Annotated in this window: 31 protein-coding genes; all 31 read right to left on the bottom strand. The window is 43.1% G+C overall.

Annotated features, from left to right (window positions below; all coding sequences use genetic code 11):
- Positions 1-16: 16 nt before the first annotated feature.
- The 31 genes from G9F48_RS15040 to G9F48_RS14890 all read right to left on the bottom strand — a co-directional run bounded on the left by G9F48_RS15040 (position 17) and on the right by G9F48_RS14890 (position 25,415).
- On the bottom strand, positions 17-2,509 hold the full coding sequence (locus G9F48_RS15040; protein ID WP_238785829.1) for a peptidase G2 autoproteolytic cleavage domain-containing protein: 2,493 nt from the start codon (positions 2,507-2,509) through the stop codon (positions 17-19).
- Positions 2,510-2,617: 108 nt separating this feature from the next.
- Entirely contained in the window at positions 2,618-4,321 is a 1,704-nt protein-coding gene (locus tag G9F48_RS15035) for a phage tail spike protein (RefSeq protein WP_165409708.1), read from the bottom strand.
- A gap of 11 nt (positions 4,322-4,332) precedes the next feature.
- Positions 4,333-5,172: a phage tail domain-containing protein gene (locus G9F48_RS15030; protein WP_165409707.1), complete on the bottom strand. Its 840-nt coding sequence runs from the start codon at positions 5,170-5,172 to the stop codon at positions 4,333-4,335.
- Positions 5,172-9,047, bottom strand: a complete 3,876-nt coding sequence (locus tag G9F48_RS15025; protein ID WP_165409706.1) for a phage tail tape measure protein — start codon at positions 9,045-9,047, stop codon at positions 5,172-5,174. The genes G9F48_RS15030 and G9F48_RS15025 overlap by 1 nt, the downstream gene beginning before the upstream one ends.
- Before the next feature lie 200 nt (positions 9,048-9,247).
- Complete coding sequence (gene gpG, locus G9F48_RS15020) at positions 9,248-9,586, bottom strand: phage tail assembly chaperone G (RefSeq protein ID WP_061046721.1); 339 nt, start codon at positions 9,584-9,586, stop codon at positions 9,248-9,250.
- 59 nt (positions 9,587-9,645) lie between these two features.
- The gene (locus tag G9F48_RS15015; RefSeq protein ID WP_165409705.1) at positions 9,646-10,254 is read right to left on the bottom strand and encodes a major tail protein; all 609 of its coding nucleotides are present in this window, start codon (positions 10,252-10,254) and stop codon (positions 9,646-9,648) included.
- Entirely contained in the window at positions 10,255-10,608 is a 354-nt protein-coding gene (gene gp17, locus G9F48_RS15010) for a tail completion protein gp17 (RefSeq protein ID WP_238785828.1), read from the bottom strand.
- A gap of 23 nt (positions 10,609-10,631) precedes the next feature.
- Positions 10,632-11,015, bottom strand: a complete 384-nt coding sequence (locus tag G9F48_RS15005; protein ID WP_165409703.1) for an HK97-gp10 family putative phage morphogenesis protein — start codon at positions 11,013-11,015, stop codon at positions 10,632-10,634.
- Entirely contained in the window at positions 11,008-11,367 is a 360-nt protein-coding gene (locus G9F48_RS15000) for a phage head closure protein (RefSeq protein WP_165409702.1), read from the bottom strand. Before G9F48_RS15000 ends, G9F48_RS15005 begins: the two co-directional genes overlap by 8 nt.
- Positions 11,312-11,647: a head-tail connector protein gene (locus G9F48_RS14995; RefSeq protein ID WP_046559647.1), complete on the bottom strand. Its 336-nt coding sequence runs from the start codon at positions 11,645-11,647 to the stop codon at positions 11,312-11,314. The genes G9F48_RS15000 and G9F48_RS14995 overlap by 56 nt, the downstream gene beginning before the upstream one ends.
- 14 nt (positions 11,648-11,661) lie before the next feature.
- Positions 11,662-12,171: a collagen-like protein gene (locus G9F48_RS14990; protein WP_165409701.1), complete on the bottom strand. Its 510-nt coding sequence runs from the start codon at positions 12,169-12,171 to the stop codon at positions 11,662-11,664.
- Positions 12,172-12,198: 27 nt separating this feature from the next.
- Positions 12,199-12,513 (bottom strand): hypothetical protein, encoded by a 315-nt coding sequence (locus tag G9F48_RS14985; RefSeq protein WP_165409700.1) that lies wholly within the window; start codon positions 12,511-12,513, stop codon positions 12,199-12,201.
- Positions 12,514-12,524: 11 nt separating this feature from the next.
- Positions 12,525-13,718: a phage major capsid protein gene (locus G9F48_RS14980; RefSeq protein WP_015968216.1), complete on the bottom strand. Its 1,194-nt coding sequence runs from the start codon at positions 13,716-13,718 to the stop codon at positions 12,525-12,527.
- 39 nt (positions 13,719-13,757) lie between these two features.
- Positions 13,758-14,384 carry an HK97 family phage prohead protease gene (locus G9F48_RS14975; protein WP_015968215.1) on the bottom strand — a complete coding sequence of 209 codons (627 nt, stop codon included), beginning with the start codon at positions 14,382-14,384 and terminating at the stop codon, positions 13,758-13,760.
- Positions 14,374-15,624 carry a phage portal protein gene (locus tag G9F48_RS14970; protein ID WP_069448797.1) on the bottom strand — a complete coding sequence of 417 codons (1,251 nt, stop codon included), beginning with the start codon at positions 15,622-15,624 and terminating at the stop codon, positions 14,374-14,376. Before G9F48_RS14970 ends, G9F48_RS14975 begins: the two co-directional genes overlap by 11 nt.
- Before the next feature lie 247 nt (positions 15,625-15,871).
- Entirely contained in the window at positions 15,872-17,581 is a 1,710-nt protein-coding gene (locus tag G9F48_RS14965) for a terminase large subunit (protein ID WP_024085421.1), read from the bottom strand.
- Positions 17,581-18,114 (bottom strand): phage terminase small subunit P27 family, encoded by a 534-nt coding sequence (locus tag G9F48_RS14960; RefSeq protein WP_139885406.1) that lies wholly within the window; start codon positions 18,112-18,114, stop codon positions 17,581-17,583. The genes G9F48_RS14965 and G9F48_RS14960 overlap by 1 nt, the downstream gene beginning before the upstream one ends.
- Before the next feature lie 86 nt (positions 18,115-18,200).
- Entirely contained in the window at positions 18,201-18,536 is a 336-nt protein-coding gene (locus G9F48_RS14955; RefSeq protein WP_230467100.1) for a transglycosylase, read from the bottom strand.
- Entirely contained in the window at positions 18,496-18,870 is a 375-nt protein-coding gene (locus G9F48_RS14950) for an HNH endonuclease signature motif containing protein (protein WP_165409699.1), read from the bottom strand. The genes G9F48_RS14955 and G9F48_RS14950 overlap by 41 nt, the downstream gene beginning before the upstream one ends.
- A 176-nt stretch (positions 18,871-19,046) precedes the next feature.
- On the bottom strand, positions 19,047-19,523 hold the full coding sequence (locus G9F48_RS14945; protein WP_039251269.1) for a hypothetical protein: 477 nt from the start codon (positions 19,521-19,523) through the stop codon (positions 19,047-19,049).
- Between the two features lie 111 nt (positions 19,524-19,634).
- Complete coding sequence (locus G9F48_RS14940; protein WP_052250224.1) at positions 19,635-20,003, bottom strand: DUF2513 domain-containing protein; 369 nt, start codon at positions 20,001-20,003, stop codon at positions 19,635-19,637.
- A 78-nt stretch (positions 20,004-20,081) separates the two neighbouring features.
- Entirely contained in the window at positions 20,082-20,264 is a 183-nt protein-coding gene (locus tag G9F48_RS14935; protein WP_039251267.1) for a hypothetical protein, read from the bottom strand.
- Between the two features lie 111 nt (positions 20,265-20,375).
- The gene (locus G9F48_RS14930) at positions 20,376-20,546 is read right to left on the bottom strand and encodes a hypothetical protein (RefSeq protein WP_153952963.1); all 171 of its coding nucleotides are present in this window, start codon (positions 20,544-20,546) and stop codon (positions 20,376-20,378) included.
- Positions 20,547-20,830: 284 nt separating this feature from the next.
- Positions 20,831-21,406 (bottom strand): DUF4145 domain-containing protein, encoded by a 576-nt coding sequence (locus G9F48_RS14925; RefSeq protein ID WP_039251265.1) that lies wholly within the window; start codon positions 21,404-21,406, stop codon positions 20,831-20,833.
- Between the two features lie 216 nt (positions 21,407-21,622).
- A complete protein-coding gene (locus G9F48_RS14920) occupies positions 21,623-22,165 on the bottom strand; it encodes a tyrosine-type recombinase/integrase (RefSeq protein ID WP_070081937.1) in 543 nt (180 codons plus the stop codon).
- Positions 22,162-22,614, bottom strand: a complete 453-nt coding sequence (locus tag G9F48_RS14915; protein WP_070081938.1) for an ArpU family phage packaging/lysis transcriptional regulator — start codon at positions 22,612-22,614, stop codon at positions 22,162-22,164. Before G9F48_RS14915 ends, G9F48_RS14920 begins: the two co-directional genes overlap by 4 nt.
- A gap of 17 nt (positions 22,615-22,631) precedes the next feature.
- On the bottom strand, positions 22,632-22,808 hold the full coding sequence (locus G9F48_RS14910) for a hypothetical protein (protein WP_164672398.1): 177 nt from the start codon (positions 22,806-22,808) through the stop codon (positions 22,632-22,634).
- Between the two features lie 91 nt (positions 22,809-22,899).
- On the bottom strand, positions 22,900-23,433 hold the full coding sequence (locus tag G9F48_RS14905; protein WP_229024204.1) for a hypothetical protein: 534 nt from the start codon (positions 23,431-23,433) through the stop codon (positions 22,900-22,902).
- A gap of 202 nt (positions 23,434-23,635) precedes the next feature.
- Positions 23,636-24,118 carry a hypothetical protein gene (locus G9F48_RS14900; RefSeq protein WP_064115608.1) on the bottom strand — a complete coding sequence of 161 codons (483 nt, stop codon included), beginning with the start codon at positions 24,116-24,118 and terminating at the stop codon, positions 23,636-23,638.
- Positions 24,119-24,181: 63 nt separating this feature from the next.
- The gene (locus tag G9F48_RS14895; RefSeq protein WP_165409698.1) at positions 24,182-25,153 is read right to left on the bottom strand and encodes a DNA cytosine methyltransferase; all 972 of its coding nucleotides are present in this window, start codon (positions 25,151-25,153) and stop codon (positions 24,182-24,184) included.
- Positions 25,154-25,157: 4 nt separating this feature from the next.
- Positions 25,158-25,415: a hypothetical protein gene (locus G9F48_RS14890; RefSeq protein WP_070081940.1), complete on the bottom strand. Its 258-nt coding sequence runs from the start codon at positions 25,413-25,415 to the stop codon at positions 25,158-25,160.
- Positions 25,416-25,596: the final 181 nt, after the last annotated feature.

Here is a 25,596-nt window from a genome sequence, read left to right as displayed (position 1 = left end):
CGTCGCTTATCCCTCCTTAGTGCTGCGGTGTAACCATCATTTGCGCCACACCGTATCCTTTTTCCGCATCGTACGGGGATTCAAATCTCATCACGGTTCCGTATCCGCCGCTTTCCGCCTTTGTCGCGATGCCGTCAACTGCTGAAACACTGTCACCGACGTTAACGGTATCATCAACGCGCACGAACACTTGACCAATCAATCCAACAATATGCCACTCGTCTCGTTCCTCTCGTGGCTTGTACTCAGCTTCCGGATCATAGTTCGGGTTCTCAGCTGGAATCGTAATGATGTCCTCACCGTCAAATACTTCCCGGTAGATAATGCCGCCAAATTCATCACGAAGAAAACGATCATTCCAATAGAAGGCAGCTCCGCCAAGCACAACGCCGGCAGTCCTAGAAACGACCCCGAGTATCTTGTCGCCTTCTTGCGCTTTTCGGATTTTGTCCCCCTCTAACGCTACAAGATAAGATGCCTCTATCTTTGCTCCGTCAGCTGATTCAAAATACTCCGCCAAGTCTTTTAAATTCGATACACTTTCTATTGCGCCAGTAGCCTTGACTGTTCCATTCTTTGCGTTTAATTCTATTTTTTTGTTGGTTTCCGAGGCTTTGCCATTTCCATGGCCTAAAGCCAATGTGTAAGATTTACTATTCTTGGTAGCCTTCGAGAACATGACACCCGAGGACGCCCCGTCTCCTGTTGTGTGAGAATCGTATGAAAACATGACACCGTTGCGCGATCCTTCCGAGGAAGAACCTCCCGCATTTCCTGCAAGCAGATTGCGCTCACCCTTCGCGTACGTTGCCCCCGTACACGCAATAATCGCACTGTATTTCGTCAGTGCATGGCCGGAGCCGGAAGCTGCTCGAAAGCCTCCCTTGACGTTATTCGGAACGACTGAATGCTTTTCCCCCGCAATGACAGCCGCATCTTTATAGCCGTAAGCTCTGACAAGAAAAATATTGGTCTTGGTGTTCGGGGATGTAATGCCGGCCGTTCCGCTTGCCACATGCATAAGCCCATTTAACAAGTTAACATTATATACGCCGCCCCCTATCGCGATGCCGGTTCTTGCGGAATCATGGATAACAAAATCAGAAATAAATACATCGTCGGTCATCTGATCGCCGCCGGTAATATAAATGTCACAATCAGCCTTTTTAAATCCGGTAATGTGCAAGTTGTTTACTGTTATCTTCCTGCTCTTATACTGGAAAGCAATGATCGAGCCGTCTTTGTAATCATATGTTGGATCACCTATGGCTTTGAATCCGATAATCTGAACACGCTGGTACGCCGAAACGACAAGGGCTTTCGGAGCTAATCCTTCATAAAGCGAATTATAGACGGGTTCCCGGGATGTGCAGTCTACTAACGTCACATCACGAGCCGTCTCGCTCCATGGGTCTTTTACAAGATGGTGATCAATATGCCGTAAATCAAATGAGCGAACGTCACGAAATGATTCATGACCGCGAATGTGAACGTCACTCGGTGCCGGCCATTCCTTATGGGCTTTTACCTCTACGCCCCGCACATTCCCCTCTGTATAATTATCTATAACCCAGACATGCTTGGAGCCGTCATCCACTTCAATTCCGTTTGAATTGGCTCCCCCTTTACGGTGTGCGGTGCCGCGCGGGTTCGTCATCACATTATTTGTGATGAAAATATACTCGCTGTAATGGGTCGTAATGCCGTCGTCACCATACCCCGAGCCGACACACTTGTCGATCCAAATATATTTGCTCCCCGTTGCCGTGTAATCTTTTGCTGTAATGTCATAAGAAGGCGCTGATACATCAAAACAATGTAAGCCGGGATTAATACCTTCAACGCCGCGCGCAATACCAAACTTTACTTGCGCGAAAAGCAGACAGCTTGAATGTACACCTCCGGTTGCGCCTACGCCGCCCTGACGATCAGGATTCCAGTCAAGCGACATACCTTCCACAACGATATTCCGGTTGCCTTTCGCATGATCAGCATTTGTGACAACCCACTCACTGGCCGGCGTGTCCTCGTGCAGTTTTAGCGTGGTGACGCCCATGCCCTGGCCGATCAAATACGTCCATGACGGCAGCTTTACGCCCCTTATCACGTATTCTCCGGCTGATAGATTGAGCCGCACCTTTCCATTTCCGATCGCTCTTTTGAATGCTTCTGTGCTGTCTGTCTCCCCGGTAGGGTCGGCCCCGTAGTCGTCTACGTTAACGTTTCTGGTGATCTTACGTAGAAGTTTGTTATATTCCTTATCAAGACGCTCTTTCAACAGTGGAGCAATTTCTCCATCAGCAGTAACACGGGCGTCCACTACTTCTTTTACATTTGTCCCGTCGGCATTAAGAATGAGATTACGCACCCGGTTATAGAGTCCGTCAATATAAGTTCGTAAAGAAAAGCCCCCGTGATCAATTTGCTCAGATGTATGCGCCGTAGCAGCTTTCTTATGACGGGTAATTTCACTTTCAAGTCCGTTTACGCTACTCTCGATCGCTTCCATATCACCAGATAGCTCATCCTCATAACGAGAGTTTCTAGTGGTATCGTAATTTTTTTTCAACCTCAACACTGTATTCACTCTCCTTTTCGACAAAATAAAAAACGCCTATCAAAGCGCTGTCAGTATTTGATCAATATATCGTTTTTGTTCTCTCAGCTTCTTCGCCTGATTCACCGCGATATCTTGTATGTCTTTTCTGAAATTAGCAAAAGTCAGCTTCGGGCTGCTGTATGGATTTAGCGGATTGTATTGAATCGTTAAGAGCCGCACATCATCCTCATAAGTCGTTCCGTCTGCTGTGTCGGCTAAAATGTGGACTGTATCACCTTTCCAGAATGGCTTTTCAATTTTGAGCAATTTCGGTTCGTATACATATTGATAATCCACACTGACGACTGTTTCCGGATATGGATTCACATGTTTTTTCAGCGCAGAAACCATGCTACCCGACTTTTTTATAGTTTCGTCTCTGATCGGGTCGGCCCACTTCGGTTTACCTTCCCGCAGGAATTTCTTTTCCTCTGGATGGATGTACAAGATCGGCTCAAATACGTATTTCGGTTTTTTGTCTGTGCTCTTACTGTCTTTAGACATCGCGCCGTATCCCCATGCTCGAGTAGAACAGTTTTGCGAGTTGGTTTTGATACTGATGCCCGGCATATTGTAACGAGAGTCAAATGTGAAAGGGATCTCTTTCCCCATTTTCTTATAGACATGAATTTTATAATTATCCACGTCAAGCTCTAACTCATAATCATTTATGAGCTGATCTATTAATTCGGTAGAGTTTTTATCACCAAAATTCTCTTCTTCGGCGGTGGCGAATTTGCTTTGTGGCTCTTCCAGCACATATGAAAAATCAGTACCTTTTAACGCAATGTCAAAGGCCTCTTTTACGGTCAATTTCTTCGTTACTGTATCATCCACTCGATTCTCAGCAAGCAAAACGGTAAATATATGATTGGCCGTGATTGTTTTTGTCAGGACGTTTTTAGCCTGCTTCAAGTCTACATCTGTAATATAGTATTTTTGTTGTTTGAATCTTCTTTCGTCAATGTAAAGAATATTGTCATTGACCAGTAAATCGAATTCAGTCGCATTGCTCTCTGTTTTGGTAATTGTAAAGGTAAAGCTCTTTTTCCCGGTAGTATCGTCTGTAAGATCAACGATCACGCCTGTTACTTCCACAACGTCATTTCCATCCTTCGTGGAAACATGCAACTGAGGAAAGTCCACATCTGACGGCAATTTTTTATTAAGAGGGATGTCGTTACCTGTGTATTCTTTACTCGGAAAGCTCGGTTCTTCTTCTGGGGTCTCTGGGGATTCTGGATCATCAGGCTCGTTCGGCAATTCTGACGTATCGTCATATTGCATCAACTTATACTGTTCGATCATGGTAATTAATTTATTAGCATAGTTGATGTCTGTTGCGTAACCAGCTTTTTGAACGGCTCGGCATGCTTTTTTATAATCAGTTTCCCCTACCACTGCTTTATACCGATCAAGACGATTATACAAGCTTCCCAGATCGGCCAAACTCTCAGCGTATGAAGGGTACTTTCTAAATTTAGCTTGTACCCTCTCAACATTTCCGTATTTGTCCTGCTCGCTGGTCCACATCAAAACGTATTTTCCGTTATAGGTTCCCTTTATCCCAAACAAATTGTAAGCTTGTTTGGAAAGGCCACTCGTGCCAAACCCACTTTCCAGACAGCCTTGAGCAATGACAAGGCTGGCAAGGACATTATATTTTTTTCGTACCTTCTGCGCCCCCGGTACCAGGCTTTTAATAAAGTCAGCCGCAGCCATGTTATCCCTCCTTACTTATAATAAAAACGAGTATCAAATAAAATTTCAAAGTCATTTGAGTTTATAATTTCAAAATCGTTCCATCCTACATCCAGTGTCGGCAGACGGCCGGATGTTTTCAGACGCTTATCCCCGATTACAGTGTACTGCCTGATGAATGTGACTTTTTGCGAGCGTTTTAGCTCCTGCTCAATTTTCAATTTTTCCCCGTTCGTTCGGTTCACAATGGTTACGTTTGTGCCTTTGGCCCACAGAAAGACGTTATAATCATGCTGCAGAGTGTTGACCGCGGCGCCGCCGGGATTGTAAACACTGAACCGTTTTTGGTTATTGAAATGATATTCAAGATCATCTCTCCGAAGGATTCCCATGCCGGGACTCCAGTGCTCTCCATTGAAATTCTGGATGGTAGAAGAGGTATATTTCGACTCGGCAAGCCCCAGAATGTCCGTGAAATCTACTGTAAATGTGGCATGGTTTTTCTGTTTGTCCTTGGTGATAGTAAAATTCCCGTCACACGTAACAAGGAACCGACGGTTAGGCAGAAGGTCCGTCGAAATATAATAAGGAAACGGCTGCACTAACAATGAATAAAGTTCATGCCGGTTCTGATAAAAGATTTCGGCAATGACGGAATCTAATAAAAAATCAACCTTGATGCCTCTCTCTTTGTAAACAACGTCCCGGGGGTGTTGCGGCAGTACTAAACCGTTTATCCTTGGAAGGGTTGTTGTTTCTCGTTCAATATTCGGTGAGTCAGGCGTGAAGCTGCGTACCTTAAAACGGGGGAGAATGCCTGTTAAACTTTGTTCCCCCATACCGTTATTAAAAGCAATATATAAATCTAGCATTATGATCTGACACCGCCTTTATAGGCATTCTGGTTGTATCGGTCTGCAGCTTTCTGGTCAAGTATCCTGCCATCTCCTTTTTCAAAAGCGATCGTCGCAATTTGTTGGCCGTCCATATGCACCGCAGCCGGATGGATGATGATAGGCTGCTGAGGTATCGCGGCCTGGCCTGCCCCGCCAGACTGTTGCTGTGACAGAAGTGTGATTAGAGCGTCGAGTTTTTGGTTTAAGGCAGGCGTGTCAACTTCATTCCGAACAGTAAGCTCCGACTTCATTGAAATGAGCTGATCAGCAGCCCCCTTTATGTTGAAAGCCATCTGATTTAATTCCTGCTTAAACGAGGTCATCGCGTTCTGTGCCATAAAAGCAGCGCTTTGTTTTACGTTTTTGGCTTTGTCCTCTATCCCTAACGCAAACCCATCAGAAAAGTTGTTTCCTTCCGCTTTTGTTAGTTTGGAGGGAGAATGAGAGTCAATTGACTTTTTTAAGGTCCGCAAGGCGGATTTCCCCAGATTCCATGCCGCACTAAAGAGAGAGCTGTTTTTTGATCCCATTCCATTTATAAAGCCAGTAACAAAATCGGTACCGACACCTTGTGTCTTAACGCTTTTCATCCCTGTTTTTGCGCTGTTTGCAACACTTTTTCCGGCGCTGTTTGCTGAGCCTTTTTTGCTAAGAACGCCGCTGGCTAATTCAGTTCCGGCCTTTTTACCGCCTCCGCCGTCTGAGGTTTTGGCTAAATTGCTCGTTACCGATGAGCTAAGAGAGCCGGCCGCAGATGTATTGGCGCCTTTGGTAGACGTTAAACCAGCTTTATGCTTATTTCCTTTGTTTTGTCCTGCTGCATTTGCTTGCCCGCCGCCTTTCCTCATCTCGCTTAAAGCAGATTGGAGTATAGACGCCCCCGCTTGTGCATTACCGGGCTTTGTAGAATTGATACCTGTACGAAAGGCATTTCCTTTATTTTGTCCGGCCTGTGCGGGCGTGGCATTATCTGCGGAAAGCGAATTGTTAAGGGCTTGCTGTAAGACCGTTCCCCCACCAATCACTGCTGGTGTGGACTGCTTCAAACCGGCAGAAAAATCCTCAGCAACCTTCTTCCCTGATTGGCTGGCGCTTGTCGGCTTATCTAATTCCCCTTCAACATTGGCAACCATCTGACTTGCTTCTTCACGGGCTTGTTCTTTGGTCATCCCCATACCTTGGTAAAACTCTTCTAAAGCCTGTTGGGTTGTCTCAATCGCTTTTTCTTTGGACTGCCCTAATTTTTGAAGATAGTCTATTTGCCGTGCCGCCCATCGTTCTTGATATGCGGCCTCCTGTTCTTCAGCTTGCGACGCTATTCCCATAGAGTTAGTAGTAAACTCCGTTTGTCTCTCAAGAGCCTTTCCTGTTTCTAAATCAAGGAGTTTCCCATCTCTCGACATTTTAGAAAACAAGGCTCTCGAGTTTTTTTCGTAGACATCGGTATTTTTGGTTAAAGCTGTATTATAGTCAGCTGTGCTTTTGCTCAGTAATGATCTTCTTTGTTCAGCCTCTATATATCCCTGCGCAAATAACTTCTCAATAACATCATTTCTGTATTCCATGTCTTTCTTGGCGGCTTGTTTACCATCGTCATAGACTTTTTTAATGTCGTTGTTGTACTTCTGAGCTTGTTTAAATGAAAGCTGTCCTTGCTGATCTGTTACTACTTTTTGCATTGCTAATGCTTCTTTTTGATTGGCCGCAAATTTACTTGTAGACAATTCAAAATAGGAAACAATGTCATTGAATTGCTTCTTTTGTGAGGCATTCATGTTGGAAGTGACGAGGCCCGTCTCTTTTTGTAGAGCATTTAACTGTTTCAGTTTATTTCTAGCCTCTTGCATATCTTTATCAATTGCGCCAACCATCTTGTCAGTCATCTTTTCGCCGGCTTTTTTTGTTTTCTCATCGGTGTCCGCGTATAGTCCTTTTAAGACAACCAGAGCATCCTTTTTAAGCCCTTCAAGTTCTTGTATCAGCTGGTCGCGCATATTGGCATAAGTTTCAACTAATTTAGCTGACATCTTCTGAGCTTCTGAACCCGATACCCGGGTCAATTCAAATAGCTGTAGTTCCGCCTTTTCCCTTAAATCCACATAGGCGGAAGCAGATTTTTGTGTTGCTTTAGAAACGCCCTCGCCGTAAAGCAAGGCGGATTCTCGCGCCTCTTCTTGCTGCTTTTTCTGGTTCTTCAATTGTTCAGTGTAAGCGTAAGTAGCAACTGAAATGCCGCCAAGCAGCGCTGTACCTCCGACAATCGCAAGGCCAACAGGACCGGTAAACGCTAAAAGCGCCCCTATTCCAGCTGTAAGCGTGGCGACGGCTGTCGTAACTCCTAATACACCTGTCGCCAGAACGGCTGTTTTCGCTATAGTTTGCACGGTACCGGAATCCAGATTATTAAACATCATAATCAAGTCGCTGCCCTTGTTTGCTAAATCGCCCAGGGCAGGTAGCAGGCTTTCCGTCAGTTTGATTTTTGCTCCTTCGAGTGCTGACTCAAAAGCTATTATGCTTCCGTGTGCATTATCCAGCATTGTATCCGCCATCTTTTTGGCGGCTCCATCTGATTTTTCAAGCGCCTTAGTATTATCCCCCAAAGCCTTTGAACCTTTTTGAAGAAGGACAGCCCAATGTTTATATGCTTCAGCGCCCACAATCGTTTTTAATGCGGCCGCCTGTTGCTCTTTGGTCATGCCTTTCAGACCTTTTTCCATTTCCTCAACGACTTCCGGCATGCTTTTCATGTTTCCGGCTGCATCGAAGAAATCAAAACCTAATTTTTTGACAAGCTTCGACGCCTTACCCGTCGGCGAAGCGAGACGGATCAAGGATGTACCAAAAGCCTGCCCTGCAATTGAGCCTTGGAGTCCTGCGTCACCAAAAGCCATAATGGCGGCCGCTGATTCTTCCATTCCCCAACCAAGAGAATTGGCATTCGGCGCCAAAAACTTCATGGCTTCGCCCATCTGTTCAACGTTGGTGTTTGCGTTGGCTGCGGCGTAAGCAATGACATCCGAGGCGTGCCCTGACTCTTTTGCTTTTAGAGCAAAGGCAGACATGATATTTGATGTAATATCCGCGGCCATTCCTAATTCCAGTTGACCGGCCGCCGCCAGACTGAGCATTCCCGGCATTGCGTCATAAATGTCATTCACCTTAAATCCAGCCATTGCCAAAAAACCCTGTGCATCCGCTGCCTGACTTGCTGTGAAGACAGTGGTTGCACCGAGTTCTTTTGCTTGCTCTCTCAATTTTGCGATCTCTGCCGCCGATCCGCCGGAAATGGCCTGCACCTTACTCATTTGCTTTTCAAAGTCAATGCCGACCTGAACAGCATCACGAAGGGACAGAGCCAGCGCACCAAAGGCGATGCCCGATGTCATAGCTACTGACGAACCAACTGAACGCATTTTTCCACCAATTGAATCCATTCGTTCGCCCATGATCCGAACACGGGAGGAAGCTCTTTTCGCTGCCTCCTCTAACGCTTTTATCCTCTGAGTCGTACTATTTAGCGCGTTTTGCGTCTTATTCATTGCGGCAGTAGCGTTATTTAAACGGCGGGCGAGGGTTTGTGTTTCTTTTATGTCTTTCCCTTTTTTTATAGCCGCGTCTGCGTAAGCTCTCTCGAGCGCCTTTACTCTACGTTTATGTGTTTCCAGTTGTTGTGTTAATGTTTTTTCGGTTACTTGAGCAGTTTTTAATTCGTTGCCCCACACACCCACTGCCGTACGGTTTTTTTCAAATTCCGACTTCAAATTTTTCATTTGAACAGCACAGGCACTCATTTCTTTTTTAAACTCAGATGAATTCGAATACAGCCTGACCTTTATGTCTTTGCTCAACCGGGCACCTCCTTATCCGAGAATTTGATCAATATACACAGGTTCATCATTGTTTTTTACTTTCGGTTGTGTCTTTTCTTGTGATTTTCTCCGAGCCAGTCTTTTCAGATGATAGACAATGTCCATTTCGTCAATTTGATTCTGCGTATATCCTATTTCCTCAAGGGCGTTATACATATCAAGGACTGACTCAGACAGACTTACTCCCCCGGCTCTTCACCATTGGAAGTTTCTCCGCTATTTAAAAGAGCCGTTGCTTCCGCAATATTCCCCAACACGTACTGTGCGGCAGCGTAGATTGTTCTTCCTACCAACCGGGCATCAATTCCTTTTTCAAACTCATCAGGCGCAAATTTCTGACCAAAGGTATTACAGACAAATTCAACCTGTTCATTAGTAAAAAGACGCTCTGAATCTTGTGATTCAAAATCGTCAGCAATCTTTGCAGCCTTCCGGAACAATAAACCTGTAATGTGGTCAGGTGTAACAAATTTTTTATCTTTGCCGTCAAGCCGAAGTGTAATAGACAATGCTTCCATGTAAGTTCCTCCTTTTTTATATAAAAAGAGCGCTCTAAGGCGCTCAATGAATGAATGAATTATTTACCTACATCAACAACAGGCGTTTCTTCTTTCGTGATGTCCTTATAGACAACTTGTTTAAACCATGTTTCGGCGTTGATTCCGTTGCCTTCTTCTGCTTTGGCTTCCCACCTGCGTTTACCTTCTTTCACATTAGTAAGAGGCATGAATTTGATCTTCACCTGTGATGTTTGAGGAGTAGGTTTCCCTTCCTCTGTTTTATGTTCAACTGGCACTAATTCAGGTTTTCCTTTTAATGCCCAATAGTACCGGTAACCGCCAGTTGAAATTTTGGCCCGGAAACCGAGTGCGATTTCAAGCGTCCTATCATCTGCGCTAGAAAAGTGGATTCCGTTTTCAACTGTTTTCCCGAATATTCTCGCTTGCATATTAAGTGGCAGATCGGCCACTTCCATCTCTCCGTCAATATCTCCCAAGCTACTCATCTGTGCATATGATACGTTATCGGCATAAAATGTTTCTGTCTCTGATTTCGGGTCCAACTTCATATTGACAGCGCCCGGCAATTCTTCTGGAACAGAGAATTCCAATTCATCCTTCGTGTCTTTTAAAACTTCTGAGATATGAAACATATCCAAGCCGGTTAATACTTTTCCCGCCTCCATCTAATTCTCCTCCTGATAATAGGTTTTTTTATAACGTCTGGCCTTATGAAAGACCTTTGTGTCTGTTTCGTATAAATCTTGAGAATCATACCGGCTGTAGCCGATTTCCCGCATAAGCCTGTCTATTTCAGCAGCAATCGCTGTTTCCTTGCCGCGGGTGCTCGCTTGAGTGAAAATACTGATCTGATAACGCACCTCAAATGAATAGACCTTGTTGTCTGCAAAATCCGTATCGGCGTCTTGAATCTCCGAAAATACTACTCTTGGAAAAGCACTGACATCATTTGCGACGAGATTATGAATTCCGCCAGACGCCAGGCTTTTTAATAAGGCACTGGAATTAAGTGTACTCACCAATTCAATTTTAGGAGAGTAGGTCATTTGATCGACGCTGTAAGAATTCGCTCCAATAATTCCACAGCAGCCCCCTCCCCTTCTTTTCCGCCTTTTTCTATGAACGGTTGCGGCGGCATTTTTGAGGTTCCCCACTCCAAGAACCTCCCGCGATACGCTACCTTTTTATTCGGACCAACGGCCACAAACCTCACTCCGTCCTTGGATTCTCGGACATTGGAGACTGTGATATTGTCCTGCATATGGGGCTGTTTCTTATCACTCCGGTTAACGTGAGCGCGCTGCCGTTCAGCAATAAGTTCTCCGCCCGCCTTTAATGCTACGGGTTCAACTTTTTCGACGTCTCCGCCGATTTTTTCAAAATACTGCGTTAGATCATCTATGCCGTCAAAGCTCATATCAGCCATTGATTCCCACCTCCTGACAAAGAATCTCAAGCTCTTCCCCTTGATCATCCGGATCGTTAGTGTCCAAAATATCAAAAACGCGTTCCGTCTTTTCTTTAGGAACGCGCTTAACAATCCGCATATTCGGTTTTATATCATTCCGGTAACGCACCGTGATTTTTTTAGGGGTCTTGACTCCCAATGCTCCGGCAATCATAGTTTCGCTATTCCCAAGAGAGCCAGCCCCCTCTACAGCTCCCCAGACCGTGAATAAGTCCGCATAGGTTGCATTCCAGTTACCTTCTTCATCCTGTGTCTCAGTTTTCTTTTGAAAGGTCAGACGGTGCCGGAGTTGGCTGATCTTTTTTCTCATTTTCTTGTTCCTCCACAGATACATAACGCAGCTGCGTCAATATATTTTCAGCAGTAAAAGGGATAGATAAGCCGGTTCCCCCGGACTCATATATCCCTTTGTTTTCATACCAATGTTGGACAAGCATTTGAAGCACCAGCTCAAATTGCGGGTGCCCTTCAATATACCTGCCTATCCCGTTGATAATATAGCTTTTGGCCGCCGCCATTTGATTCAAAAGCTGACGATCATCTTCTTCATGCTCGACCTTTAAATAGTTTTTAATAGCCTCTAAATCCATTCAGGACACACCGCCTATTCTGTCGGTCCTTCTTCTGTTCCTTTCAAAGCAGCCAGGTCACTTTCAAGGTTATTCATTTTTTGTTTCAATTCATCAAGCAATTTTGTAATTTCGCTGTTTAGATGCTCCGGCATCACGCTGCCAGTTCCGATGTTTTTACTCCGGACGGATTTTTCTGCAAGCATTTCATACGTAATGCTGCTTTCTTCAATAACAGCCGGATCACCCTTGTCTCCTTTCTCACCTTGCGGGCCTTGCTCGCCAGTATCTCCCTTTGGTCCGGCCGGTCCCGGTTCACCCTGTGGCCCCTGTTCCCCGGGTTCCCCCGGTTCTCCTTGAGGACCTTGTTTACCGGTATCGCCTTTGTCTCCTTTCTCACCTTTTTCACCCTGCAGTCCTTTTACAAAAAGAGGATTTTCTTCGCTGTTTTCTTTGAGATAGACTGGCGTTATCGCCTTGCCGTCTTTTCCTTTTTCAGATGAAGTTTTGACTCCATTACTTTCATATAAATAATCTTCAGCCATCTGTAATCATCCTTTTCCTTTTATTTTTTATTCCGTTTTTCCGTCAGACTCAGAACCGGCAAGCTCTTTCAATTTATCTTCAATAGCCTTGAGACGATCTAAAACAGATGAATTTAAGTGTTCTTCCATTACACTGCCGGTGCCGATATTCCTGCTGCGGACCGACTTATCCGCCAGCATTTCATGGGTTACGCTTCCGGGTCCTGGTTCAGATTGGTTTCCGCCGTCTAAACTGACCTCTTGTCCATCTTTAATGACCTTGCCCCCGGCAATTTCTAAAACACCGCCGATGACGGTACGATTTCCCCCGTCGGCGGTGTAGTTTTTTGTTGAATAGCTCATATTATCTCTCCTTATTCAACCGTGATTTGTCCGAATACTACAGCATCCTCATCCCATTTACGGACATCTTCTCGTTCAATCCCTCTGACTTTTGTTGAATTTGTCTCAAATGCTCCTGCCCCTGTGTCTGTGGATGCAATTGACTGTTGTTCACGATCAAACAGAACAATCGCTTCTTTTAAATTCCCGATGATGAGAGGAGCTTTACCTTTTTGAGTTTTTAATACTCTGTTAGTAAAAGGCACGACAGGTCGTCCATCAAGCAACTTCTTTGTAGGATTGGTTGGGTCCGGCTGTAATAGGTATCTTCCTGTTCCATCTTTAAGCGTGTCTAACCAGTCATATCCGTCTTGGTTTGTCAGCACGATAGAACCCGGCGCCACCATCGGATCAAGCGTGACATTTAATGCTTTTTTAATACCATCCAAACCATCAATATCTACTTTTTTCAATGATGCAATTGCAGCCAAAATCAAATTGTTACGGGTAACAACTGATTTCTTTGCGAACCATTTTGCTACATATGTCATGATCGCTTGGTCAGAGTCATTCAACATTGAATTAGATAGAGTCATGATGCCACCATAATCTATGATTGAGTAGGATACTTTTGTGAATCTAGGCTGATCAATCTCAGGTAAATTCCCCAATTCCTCTACAGGTGAAAACGGCACCATATCAGCATTTTTCTCAAGTAAACGAGTTCCAGATCGAGTTGTGACAGGTTCAACGGTTACATATTGTTCCAACGGCTCAAACTGACGTTTAAATTCATGGATTTGCCTTCCAATATCCTCTGGGATCAAAATTCCGCCATCTTCATCATTTATACCGGACATCGCTCTAAATTCTGGACTATCCAGAAGGTCACGCTCTTCGTCGGTAAGTCTTTTGCCTCTCAATCCTTTAAGGAAAGCTTTGCTGTATTGCTGTTGCCTTTCCTCATTTCCTTGACCTTGTGAACGCTGCCCCTCTGGGTTTCGCTCTTGCTCGGGCACAAAGTTTACACCGCCCGGTAAATCCGGGACATCAAGTGAACGTCCTTCGGTCATCAATTCGATTTGATTTTTAAGCTGTTTCACTTCATCAAGCAATGCACGCGCTTCATCGGTATTGCCCTCCTGCAGTGCCTTGTCTGCTTGCTGCTTCTTTTCAGTAAACTGTTGTCTTAATGCGATTTCTTTTTTGCTCATTTGCATTGGCATAAAATCATTTCCTCCTTGTTTTCTGAACTAAAAAAGACCTTACTCCGGGAGTACAAGGCCTAATAGTTCCAATTCCATTTTTAACGCTTCATCTGATGAATTACGTCTTTCTTTCAGCTGCTCTACCTTTTCTAAACTGCGGGCACCTACAACCGCCTCAGTATCGCTGTAAGCAGGCGTAGTGACGAGCGAAATATCAAAAATACGATTGATTTTATTAATTCGTCGCTCGTAAATGTCCTCATCTTCATTGATACGCCATTCATCTGCCTCAGCATCCCCATAATCAAGTGAAAAAGCAAAGGAGCACTGATTGATCACACCGCTCCTGACATTCTCCATTAAATCACGCGCATATGACGTGTCTGAGGGCTTGAATCGGAATTTGAGGCCTATCCCATCTGTTTCTAATTCAAGGCGGCCAGTATCCCCGGAAACAGTATTTCTCGCCAAGGGGAAATCTTGCTGATGGTTAAAAAGGGCGATGACGTTAGACATGTCAGCTGAGTCAAGAGCTGTTCTACTGATTATCTCTTTAAACCAGCCCAAACGTTCTGACCATTTTTCGAATTTGAGAGCGTACCCTTCGATATATTCACTCTGCCCTTCACCTTCGGAACGCAGTTCAATCGGCGTCGTCAGATGCCGCACCTCTTTATCCTTCATTCTTGTTGTCACCCCCCTTCATGGCGCCGCCAGCTTTAAGCCGCTGATATTCTTCCACAAAATCGAGGAACACATAGTTTAAGCTGGAGATATATTTGTCGCCGTTTTCAATAGGGTTGCGCTCAAGTAATTCTCTGATTTCGTCTTTATTCAGCACTCCTGTTTCATGAAGTGTTTTCAAATACTCCGCTTGCGTCTTACTGTCGCCGCGCAGCTCGCTATCTATATTGAATTTCACGTAATGGCCGCTTTTCTGATCGTGATCTAAGAACAATTTAACGTTTAGTTCTTGTTCAAAATTCACAATCCACGGTTGCAGCGTGTTTCTGACATATTCAATGGACTGATGCTCAATATTTGAAAATGTCGCTTTATCCAATTCGTTCAGCTTATGCAACGGCACTTTATAAATCATGGAAATCTGTGCTTTGTTAAACTTCATAGACTCAACAAATTGAGCTTCTTGCAGAGGCATGGAAATAGATTGATATTCCAGTCCGTTATCTATAATGGCGATATTTTCACCTTGATTCACCCGTTTCCACTCTTTGCGCACGTTCTCTTTTGGTTTTTCATCCAGGAACGCCGGAACTTTCAATATCCCCCGAGGAGTTGCCTCGTTCTTGTACAGTTTGGCGTTATATTTTGTGGCAGCCGCTTGCGCCCCGATATGCTCCCGCACAACGCCAATAGGTGATTTACCATGTATTCCGTCAGTCGAAAGCCCTTTAAAATGCAGTACCTCGTAGTCATATAATTCAATGGCTTTCCCGTTTAACACAGTTTGATACCACAGCATGCCTGTTGTCGGATGAACGTAAGCATTCGTGTAATCAGGGCGCAAGGGAAAGAGCGCTTCCGGGTAACCATGTGGTCCGAATTGAATATAGGAATATGCATTCCCCCAAGTCAGAACATGAGTCATCATGAGCTTTTTCCATGTGAAAGCTGTCATGTAAGGATTCGGCCGAGCATAAACAGCATGCGCGGACATGTGCTCGGGTTTCCGCTCAATGCCGCCGTCCGTTCTTTTATATGTGTGAATCGGCAGTTTCGCAATGTCATCCGATAATACATTGACACATGCAAATATGTCCGGCTGCACAAGTGAGTTGCTTTCACTCACTCTTTCGCCGCTTGCTGTTTTCCGGCCGCCGAACATGTTTAATAAAATGTTGTTAAAACCATCTTCATGATCTGACGAGCCAGAACGTTTCTCAAACATTCGTTCAAGCAGCATTTATATCACCTCGCTTTCTTTGATATGAGGTATGCATAAAACATTAAAAAGACACCCGTCAGAATCAGACCGATGTTGGTGCTCCATCTATAGACAGCTGTCAGGATAAAGGCGGCTCCCGCCATAAACAGCAGATCATTTATTATCAAGCAGAAAAAAGAAAGCAGGGCTTTCAAATACTTGGGGTGAAAAAACCACTTAAAAGAAGCTTTGATCTTTTTCCTGACTTTTTTCATTTTCTCACATCCTAAAAACTGAAATTCCCAGAGCCGAAGTGATTATTTAAATCTACTCTATGGTTTGTGTCGTGATACATCGCTCTGGCGTAAGCATTTATAACAGCCGCAATAGGGTCGATTCTCTGCGGTGATTTTGCTTTATCCAACATGATATTCTCTTGCGGGTCCATTTTCGTAATTGCGTTATTAATTGCCCATGTTAAAACCGGATCATCGCCATGCACGACTTTCCTTTCAAATACCTTTTCTCGAAAGCTTTTTGTTGGTAATGAAAGATGATTGATTCTCTGCGGCAGTTCCACCATTGTATGCCCTTTTGATTCAAGCCGCTGCGCTAAATGAAGAGCATTCCACTTGTCATATGCTGTCTCTTGTAGCCGAAAACGGTTTTTATGAATAAATTCAATGATCCATTGTTCAACTAATTGATAGTCAACTGCTTCGCCAGATGTATAAGTGATAAATCCCATCTCTCTCCACAAATCATATGGCACTTTATCCGTCGCCATTTTTTCTTTGGCTCGGGCTTCAGGCATAAAGGAATGTTGACCGACATAGAAAAAGCCGTCTTGCATGGCCACATATCCAACGGAGGTTAAGTCTGTTGTCATTGATAAATCAAGGCCCAAATAAACGGGCAGTCCTTGCAGATCAGGAATTTCCCCGCTGCAAGCGCGCCATTTTGTCATCTTCATATAACCATTGTCCTTCTGGTCAACCCATCGGTTCATATTTTTGGTGAGGAAACTGCGCATCTTTTCAGGCACTTCAAGAGCCACTTTTAAAGCAGAACGTAATGACTCCATCCCCTCGGGGTATGTTGCCACAATCGGATTCGCCTTGATCCAGTTTGATTCATCTTTTATGTCATCTTCCGGGTCCAGTTCACAGATCATAACAAAATAATCATCATTCTCCGTGTCAATGTCTGGATCAAGAATTTTACTCGTATATTGATATTCCTTAAAGCATGGCCGCTCCATGTTGAAACCCGCTGTCGTAATAACAGCCATTAACGGACTGCGCCGGGCGACCATCCCGCTGTCCAGGACATCGTAAATCTCACTTGTTTCATGTGCGTGGTATTCATCCACAATTCCCAATGATGGGTTTTTACCATCCCCGAGCTTCCGGGCCTCACGGGAAAGAGGCTGGATAATGGAGTTTGTTTTATATTTTTTCACGCGGCCATTAGCAGAGGTGTATTTCCCTTTGAGTATCGGCGCGTGATGCAGCTGCTCAAGAATTGCTTGATATACTTCATCTGATTGTTCGCGGGACCAGCCTGCGATAAATACCCGGTGTTTTTCTTGTGTCGGGAAAATCTCATATGACGCTATTAAAGCTAAAAATTGCGATTTCGCATTTTTACGTGCCAGCTGGATATAAGCTTTCCGGAACCGGCGGGCGCCATTTTCTTTTTTATAGAATCCGTATATATTGGCCGCAATAAAAAGCTGAAAGTCTGTTAGTTCAATCGGCTGCCCTGCAAGTATACCTTCGACATGATTAAATTGCCGCGACCATTCATAAAAATCTACAACAGCTTCAGCATCAAAGTAATAAGGGCAGTCATCTTCTGCGAGCCGGTCAACATCTTTAAAAAATCGCTCTACAGCCCATTTTTGCTTTTTGCCTGCCTTAATTTCCCCGGAACGAATTTTCTCAGCATATGACCAAACCCGCTCAATGAGAATTTCAGCAGTTATCTCTTGCATTACACGCGGCCCCCGAACCGTTCTTCCTCTTTAGTTTTCTGTTTTCCGTCATCTTTTTTCGGGATGACAAGTTTACAACGAGAGGAAATGGTTAACCCCAAATCACTGGAAGCTTGCCTGCATTGTTTAAAAAGCTTGTCCTGATTGATTAAAAGATCGGAATAGTCATCATTCGGAACAATTTTTTCTTCTTCCCCTATTACATTTCCGTCATCATCCAATTTTCTAATGATCACTGTTTTCATTGGTCCTCGTTCAAGCAAGTGCTCCGTTACTTGCAGATATAATTTTCGAGCAAACAAAAAACGGGCGAGCGCATCAACATCTAAATTAGTCATAATTCCGATGTTTTTAAGCTCATCCGCTATCTTTTTAAACTCTCTTTTTAAGTCTTTTGGCAAATATGATGGAGCTTTCACTTTGTCGCTCGGCGCCTTTATTTCTTGTTCCCTGCGTTCCTCAATCTCTTGCTTTGTCAAGTTTTTCTTGCCTTTATAAAGTAACAAGTCCACAGGTTGACGCGGTCTGGCCATTCCCTCACCTCCTTCCGATTTTTCATTTAGGGAATTTATCAAAATGGGGAGGGGAGCGCGGTCTCCGGCAAACGTCCTCTAGGGATTTAAGGGTGGGGGGCCTCCATCTCCTTCTTCAGCTGGCTCATGGCTGCTTGTATTTCCTTTTGTGCTGTTTCTATTTTCTTTGAATATAGATCGACAGCTGATTCCTTTTTCATGTTACGACGAAGAGCAAACATCTTTCTTATTCTGTGTTGCATTCGTCTGATGTCCTCGTTCGTATAGAAGGATGTATACTCAGCCTTGCAGCGTGGACACTTGATATAATGCTCTTTGATTCCGTTGTTGTGCTTCCTGATCTTTGAACAGCCTTTGATAAGCAGTCTGGTCATACATTGATCACACACGCACGTTTGATGTTCTGTTCCCAAATCCTCCATCCTCCTTCGCTGTCTTCCGGCTATGGCACGGCCCGCAGAGAGGCTGCCAGTTACTCGAGTCCCAGAATAGTTTTTTGTCGCCTTTATGCGGAACGATATGATCGACAACTGTCGCCGGGGTTCTTCTGCCTTGCATTAAGCAGGCGGCACATAACGGATGCTTGGACAGGTAGCCAGCGCGGGCCTGCCTCCACTTGCTGTTATACCCCCGTTTGGCAGCAGACTCTCGGTATTGATCATAGGCCGGCTTGGTTCGCTTATGCTGTGCGCAGTAGCCCTCTCGCGTCAGGGTGGGACAACCGGGTTCATTGCAGGGCTTTAAAGCTTTCTTCATTCCAATCCCTCCAATCATATTCTTTCTAAACTGCCCCCGCACTCAAGCCGTTAACCGCCAATTGTCTATCCTGAGATCTACCGGCCGCAGTTTACAGAGAATATAAAAAACACCCCGTAGGATGTTTTTCTTCTTTCTTCAAACTCATTATATTTGGTTAAAATATTTTTATAATTTCAATCTCCAGCTTCCGAATCACCAAAAATGATCTTATGAATCTTAGTAAATTCCTTTTGATTTACCTGTTCTAATCTTGAATTGAATTCATCCAGGTCAATTAATTCTTTTTCCACAAGCAATTGAACTAACGTAACAATATCTAATTTGTTGGTAATTGATAAGAACACAGAATTAGCTTGCCAGTTTTCATTAGAATTAGCTTCAGCTTCTTTAAGTACAATTGAAAAGGAGACGGCCGTATTTCTATCTAGTTCTCCTTGGTAATTTGTTGTTGAGCTCTCTAGTTTTGCTACGAACGATCCTCTCGGTGTTACCACGTCTAATTTATTATTCGAGAATAAACTTGAATACAGATGATATTCATTTGCACCATGGGTTAAAAATTGTATTGACAAGTGATTATCTCTTCCATCAATATACTCAGCCTTACAGTTGATTTCAACACCATTAATAGTAATTTTTGTATTTTTCATGCGATTCTCCTCCCTATCTAATTATGAGGTAATGGTAGGGATAATGGAACCAATTGCGAAATTTGTCGAACGATTTACTAGAAATAGTTTTTGCAAAGAATAAATCCTTAATCAGAAACCAAGTTTACTCAAAGTCCACTCTTTCGCTATTTCCACTGCTACACTCGATACTACTGTTAAAGGAGCCGTCTTTAACTGATTCCCCATTTTTTCTTTAATCTTAGAATAAGTTGTCTCATTTTTAATTGTGTCTAAAAAGTCATGGCCTTGATTTGTTAATGACCTTGCATACCACCAAAATCCAGGATTTAAATTAGTATCTTTTCCTTCTATTAATCCTGCTTCTGTTAACAATTTTACATGATAACTTATAACCTTTTGGTCTCTCTCTTCGAGTTGAATAACTTTCCAAGATTCTGGATTATTATCATTTTCTAAAGTAATAAGTATTTCTCGTATTAAATCAAAATCTCTTTTCATCTTAATCCCTCCCACCTTATTATCGGTAAAAGGAAGCGACAAGGGAATCATTTGCGAAATTTGTCGAACGATTAGTAATTAAACTGGATCATAACCTCTTATGCTGTAACAAATGTCGCCGTGCTTGTTGTATTCATTCTTTAAAGAGGGTTCTTCTTTTGTTGACTTGACTTCTAATATTTGACCAGCGTCAAGAATCTGTGTAATTTTGTCCAAAGCCGCTCCCTTGCAATGTGTAACCCGCATTACTAAATTCTTCAATGAAATCCCTCCAATAGAAAAAGCGCCCTCCCGATTGGGAAAGCGCCTGTTTTTTTGCATAGAGAGTTACAGCGAAACAAAAATTTCTCATAAAGCGACTATCAAACTCGCTTAATTTTTAGATGCTTTTTCGTATTTTTCTAGTGCTTTTGCCAACATCTCAGCATTTAGTTTGATCATAGCTTCATAGATATGATACGTTGTCTGCCCTTTAATTTTCTCAATTGTTGGCATGTACTCTTCTATTAACTCAGATGCAATTTTTGCGAACTTAGGATCCAAGATTCCCCCCTCCTTTCTATGTGAATCCTACCATAAATTATATCTAACGACTAAGATTTTCAATAAATCATCTTTACTTATATTCTTTCTAAACCAATCATACTCAAAAGGCTTCTTAAACATCCAATAGTCTATCCTGAGATTTACCGGACGCAGTTTACAGAGAACATAAAAAAGCGCCCCCGCTCATCAGCAGTGCCGCTCCCTTATTTTATTACCTATTACCATAATACCTTATCTAAAACAAAATGGTGTGCCGTTATCGTGCCAAGTTTGTGCCAAAATTATTTTCTTGCCATTCTACCAGGCATTTCATACTTTATTCTTAATAAAAATTCTAAAAACGTTACAATATCTTCTGCTAATTCTTGATTTATTGATGGAATTTTATGAGTTGCAATGTTACCCGCTTGTCTAATAGCATCAACCCAATCCTTACCGTCTTTAGGAATAATGCCTTCACTCTCAAGAAAATTTACATAGGTTACAAAACTTTCTCCCTCTTTTGCACCTGAATCAACAGCTATATTCATTAACAGCTTCCTAGCTAACAATACACCTGCCGTATATAATTGATGAGACATACAATCTCTTATTTCTGTGTAGACTTTTTCGATTTCTTCTGGAAGATGCTCTATTTTATTCCCATATCGCGGTGAAGGAATTTGAGTCCTATCATTACTCATTTCAAAATAAGTGGGTCTGTTGCAGTTAGGACATATATAGACTTTCCCCAATGCACCCCCATGTCGATCACATAAATAACCTGAATCCGGGCCAACTAATGCATCACAGTGGGCGCATTGATATTTACACGGATCCATTCTATCAACATCAACCCATTCTCCCCATAATACCATTATTCCACTTCCTCTTTTTTGTATAGTATAACATATCCACATTATCCACCAATTACTCATATGTTATATACTGTGCAACTGCCCGAAGTGCCGTCAACCCTTGGCACCCTTGTTTTCAAGCAATATCCCTAAAATGAATTCCACGTATGCTTTTTGAAGGGAATTAATAAAAATATGCAGAAAAAAAGACTCATCTTGTTTATGAGATGAGCCTGCTTATATCTTGAATTTCTTCATGGCGTGGTTCATGGCATCCTGATTGATTCCAATGTATCGAAGGGTTGTCCGCTGATCTGAGTGATTAAAAATCTCCTGCAGCATGGCAACGTCTTTTGTTTGCCTGTAAAAATGGTATCCGAATGTTTTCCTCAGCGTGTGTGTGCCTATATCATCCAAACCGACATACTCAGCGGCGACCCTTAGAATCTTATAAGCCATCGATCGGGAAATGGGCTTGTTGATCCCTTCGCGGCTTTTGAAAAGATATTCATGATCTTCTTTCCCCTCGATATACGCTTTTAATTCCCTTTGAAGAGCCGGCGTCATATCAATTCTCTTTTTCTTTTTGGTTTTCTTCTCTATAAGATTAAAATACGGCCGTTTGGCGTCCCTTACCCTCAGTTCCAATATATCTGATATGCGGAGACCTGAATTTATCCCGGTGACAAATAGCATGTGATTCCGCTCGCTCTGTTCTTTTAAAAACCGTTTGATATAGAAAATACATTCCGGGTCCCTTATCGGCTGAACAAAATTCATTCCGGCGCGCCCCCGTCCTTATAGACTTCCACACGAAGAGCAAAGGCCAGCCGGTAAAATGCTTTTGCTTTCGTCCGGTAGTAGCTCCGCTGACTGAGTCTCATTTCTGCATAGACTTCATAATCATACATTTCTTCATTCTGCATGTAGAGCATGACGAGAATTTGCCGCTCCTTTTGTGAAAGCCGGTTAACCGCTCTTTGCATTCTCTTTAAAAACCGTTCTCTCTCAACCTCCCAATCCATGCGTTTTAATGCTGCGTCTTCTGTGGAGGAATGAAATTCATTCGAAAAGCTGGGCGGAACAAGGCTGTATGTCGCGGTCACTTTCGGCAAAAAATCCTCCGGCACTTGTAACAAGTACATGCGATATTGTTCGAGCAGCTTTTCTGCTTTCGTTCTCGTTGCTTCTTCGTCAATTTGAGGTATGTTCAGTGTCATTTGATACATTAAAAATCCCCCCGCTATTATTTCTGTCTAAAAGCTCCGCCACGGCCTCTTTTATATGTAGGTCTGTTTATACCCATGAGGTTCTCTAAATCTCTCTCAGTAAGCTTCTGCGGCTTTTTTTCGATACTCTTGCGTGACGATGGCTGTTTTTCTTTAAAACCAACGTTCTGTGCGACGTTTTTCTTCGTTTTCATGCCGTCCCTCCGCTCAAATAAAAAACGGACACCAATCAGAGCACAGTAATTCTGTGCAATGATCAGTGTCCGCAGGCTTTCCGTCTTGGACTTATTTCGTTTTAATATCCTCTATACAGGCATCAGCCATTTCTTCTATAAACTTTAAACGTTTTTTATTTCCCGAAAAAAGGAAAACGATATTAATAATAATAGACAGAAAAAGCATCAAAATTAAAGAAATATTCATAACATTCATTAATAACGGGTTTGCATCTTTTAATGGAATTTTAATGCTTTCCATAAAGGCATTGTTTCTAATAACGTATAGAAACAACGGACCTGCTAGTAATGTAATTATTGTACGGTTTATCGTGTCTAGGCTACCCTCAGTGATTTTAGTACGAACAAGAGCTTTAAGCATTCTTAGCTTTGTAATATCATGACTTGTATAAATCAATAACTGTAAACGAAAATTATTAAGGTTATTATGGAGGTTCTGCTTATCAATTTTTATTTCTTCTAGGTTCTTAAAGAATGTATTCGGTTCATATATTATTGGGTTCTCTAACCATTGAAATAAATTTTTAGGTGGTTTAATCTGTTCTAAAGGGGTTATTAGACCAAATATAAGGTAGTAATACATTAATCCGTGAACTCCTATAACAATAGTGTTAGATGACCACGTCGGTTTATTTATCGATTCAAAAAACGATGCTACTGATACAGTTAGTAACATGGAGAATATAAAAGCAAGGGAAAAGTTTACGAATCTATTCGTAAAGAGTTTTTTTATTACTGCTTTAACCAATTAACAATCACATCCTATGTTAAGCTCTAATCTTTTTTCAAAAAATTTTTTTTGAATCAGAAAGCAATGATTTAGTTATAGATAGATTCCAAGCTCTCATTCTCTTGTGCCAACGCTTATGCTTTATAAAACTATCCCAACTTAATTCGTATATTCCTTTTAAAGCATACTCTCTATCAAACAAAACAATTATTACATATTCGAATTTTTGAACATCAGGGTCCGTTAATTCGGGATCGTTCAAACCATAAAAAACTCCCGTAACATTTCCAGTTGTTGTTTTAATACTATATCGATCTCCTTTTATGCTTAGAGCATCGATATTTTGAGTTCCCGTCGGAGCAGCTTGAAGCTTAGGTAGTCCTTTAGTTTTATTATAAAAATTAATAGCTAAGTATTCCCCAAGCTCTCCAACCACATTATTCGTACGAATTATACCTCGATGCTTCAACTCCTTGAGTAACTCACTATAAAGGAAAGTCAATTCCAAGTCGTCTAAATTTTCTAATGATACAGCCAAAAAGTAACCCACCTTTTATAATTTATATCCATATTAAATCATAAAAAAGTGAAATTATGTCTTTCAACTGTGAAATTCTCTTAAAAATCTAAATATCGGATAAATCTGCTGCGGCACAACCGCGTTGCCTAATCCTTTAATTCTGTCCACCCGGTCGGGAACCCCATAAGCCACTCGACCCACGTCGGGTTCAGCTGTCCACCGACTCGCTTCCCCTCTAGACTTGAGACTGTATTCCCCAACCTGACATACTGCTTTTTCGCTCGTCTTTCTTCCTCTGTCATGTTGTTCCACTTGGTCGCATCGCTCGCAAGAGGTGTCGGGTATAGCTTCACCCTCTCCGGTAAACCCTGCTGTTTGCTGTTCGGTCCCCGTCCTTTGTAATCGCTCGCTGTAGGTGTCGGAAAAAGCTTGGTCACCGCCGTATAAAGATTTTGACAAGAAGGATTCACTGCTTTTTTCTCGTTGTAACTGCTCTTTTCCGGATTGTTGAATCTTTTCCGGCTGTCCCTTTCGTTCCATGCGTCCGAAGCTGCCGGAGTAGGCAACAACGAAAGTTCGATCTCTTCTATGTTTGGCGTCGACGGCACAAGCCGGTATAATAAACGATTGCCCTGTGTAACCTGCGCTTTCCAAGTCAGATAGCGTGCGGTCGAGTTCCATATTTGCGAAGTTAGCAACGTTTTCACCAACAACCCAACTGGGTCTAAGCTCTTTGATGATCCTAAACATTTCCGGCCAGAGGTCGCGGTCATCTTCCGTGCCTCTTCGCTTCCCGGCAATACTGTAAGGCTGGCAAGGGAATCCCCCTGAAATAATGTCAATTGTTCCACCTGGCTCAATCACTCCTTTTTCTTCTAAAAGCTGTCTATTCAGGGTGCATACATCATCGAAGATAGGTACGCCCGGGAAATTTTTGTTTAATATCTTTTGACAAAAGGGTTCACGCTCGCAGAATGCTACCGTCTCAACGCCGGCCCATTCAGCGGCAAGAGCGATCCCCCCAATGCCGGCGAACAATTCAATACTTTTCATCCTGTCACCCCACCAATCCTGGCAGGACACAAACAGCGAAGAAGAAAAGCCCCACGCATGCCCCGACCAGCCAGATATTTGTTTTATCCCGTTTAGCGATAATGGTATGGTCGCCAATCATTTTCAGATCATCAGACCGAGCGACCAGCGTCGGGATGTAGTCCGGGTGAACCTTTAAAAGCGCGGCCGCCTGCTCGACGGTCATTGCTTCGTCCTTCGTGGCCTTCACGTTCCGTTGTAGTTCTATTTGTAATGGCATCATTTTTCTTCCCCCTCGCAATGGCATTCACTTTCTTCATGACCGCATTCTTCACATATTTTTTCAACCTGCCAACCCTCAAAACGATATTGGGGCATTGAAAAATATTCTTTATAGCAACTCGTGCATGTTACGATCCCGTCGCTGTCTGAATCCCAGTTAGAAAGGGATGCTTCTTCTGTGC

Source organism: Bacillus sp. EKM420B (assembly GCF_011065565.1).
Taxonomy (GTDB): Bacteria; Bacillota; Bacilli; order Bacillales; family Bacillaceae; genus Bacillus; species Bacillus velezensis.
The sequence above is the reverse complement of the archived record's forward strand: the minus strand, read 5'-3'. Positions and strand labels throughout refer to the sequence as shown.